The sequence below is a fragment of the Streptomyces sp. NPDC045701 genome (assembly GCF_056432045.1).
In genome coordinates this window covers 1-1210 of the sequence record NZ_JBWKJV010000219.1, presented here as the reverse complement: position 1 = coordinate 1210, position 1210 = coordinate 1, and the positions used below count along the sequence as shown (strand labels likewise).

Annotated in this window: 2 protein-coding genes; one reads left to right on the top strand and one right to left on the bottom strand. The window is 72.0% G+C overall.

Features of this window, described 5'->3' with window-relative positions; genetic code table 11:
- The coding region (locus AC07DW_RS34565; protein WP_478861542.1) for a CsbD family protein at window positions 1-180 on the top strand (180 nt) is incomplete at its 5' end.
- A 255-nt stretch (window positions 181-435) separates the two neighbouring features.
- On the opposite strand, the gene AC07DW_RS34560 is transcribed toward AC07DW_RS34565, so the two are convergent.
- The gene (locus tag AC07DW_RS34560; RefSeq protein ID WP_478861543.1) at window positions 436-978 is read right to left on the bottom strand and encodes a winged helix-turn-helix domain-containing protein; all 543 of its coding nucleotides are present in this window, start codon (window positions 976-978) and stop codon (window positions 436-438) included.
- Window positions 979-1210: the final 232 nt, after the last annotated feature.

The window sequence follows — 1210 nt, the reverse complement described above, 5'->3', positions numbered from 1 at the left end:
CCACCCCCAACCGGCCGCACGACAAGGAAGCGGCCACAGGAGCGATCATGCCGGAACCGGCACACCCGTCACAGCGAATTGGGCAACGGAGTCAAAGCCGAGGGCAAAGTCAAGGAGACGGCCGGGCGGGTCACGGTCAACGAGCGGGTGGAAGCCGAAGACCGTGCCGACCAGGGCTGATTCAAAGTCTTGGTGATCATGTGGGTGTGCGGGTCGGGCCGTATCGAATGCAACGAAGCTCCGGTTGTCCGGGGTGACCTTCCCAAGTCGCCCTCAACGGCCGGAGCTTCGATGTGCCGTCAGTCTGCCATGGTCTGTCTGGTCAAGCCGCCCGCCGCCGCCCAGCGCGCTCTGCCCTCGGTGGCGGGCCGGCTGGCGATGCCGGTCGGTCCCCGGGACCGGCGGGGCCGGCGGCGTTGGCTGCTGTCGGTCTGCTCACGGCCTGCTGTGCGGTCCTGTCCGGTGCCCGCTCCTGTGCGGCCGCCGGACAGTGGGCTGCGAATGCGCCGCAGGACGCTCTGGCCCGGCCCGGGGTGAGGTCCCCCGGCCCGGCCCGGAGTACGCCGGGCCCCGGCCGCCCCGGCGATCCGCCGGGTGCTGGCTCTGGCCTGTCCCGGTGGCCTGGCCGGCCTGCCCCGCCGCCATGCCGGACATCTGCAGCATCGGGGTATGTCCGGCCTTGCCCCAGGTCCGGCGGACCGGGCCGTTCAGCCCGGCGCCCGCCTCGTCCTCGGAACAGATCCACCCGCCGGCGCTGTGACCTGTGCGGGTGGGAGGCCGTCGGCCACGTCTCCGTGCGCCATGCGGCCGCCTCCTCGTCACGCTCGACAGCCCGCGCCTGGGCACCTGCCACGGCCAGCCCAGACGGTCCACCAGCCGCCAGATCCCCGAGACCTCGTACGTGACGCCGAACCGCTCCCCGATCAGCCTGCCGGTCCGCGCCAGCGTCCACCGCTGGTCCTCCCAGCCGTGCGCCACCGCACCAACCCGCAGCAAGACCTCCAGCCCCGCTTCCTGCCCGGCGGACAGATACGACCTGCCGCCCGGCCCCCTGGACAACAGGGCATCCCTGCCGCCCTCCCGCCAGGCCCGGGTGCCACAGGCTGACCGCCTGCCGACTGACAGTGAGGATGTGACGTGGTGACGCTGCGGGTGGGTCTGACCCTCCGACTGACTGACGTCTCGACTGTCCTGTTTGGGATTTGTCGGC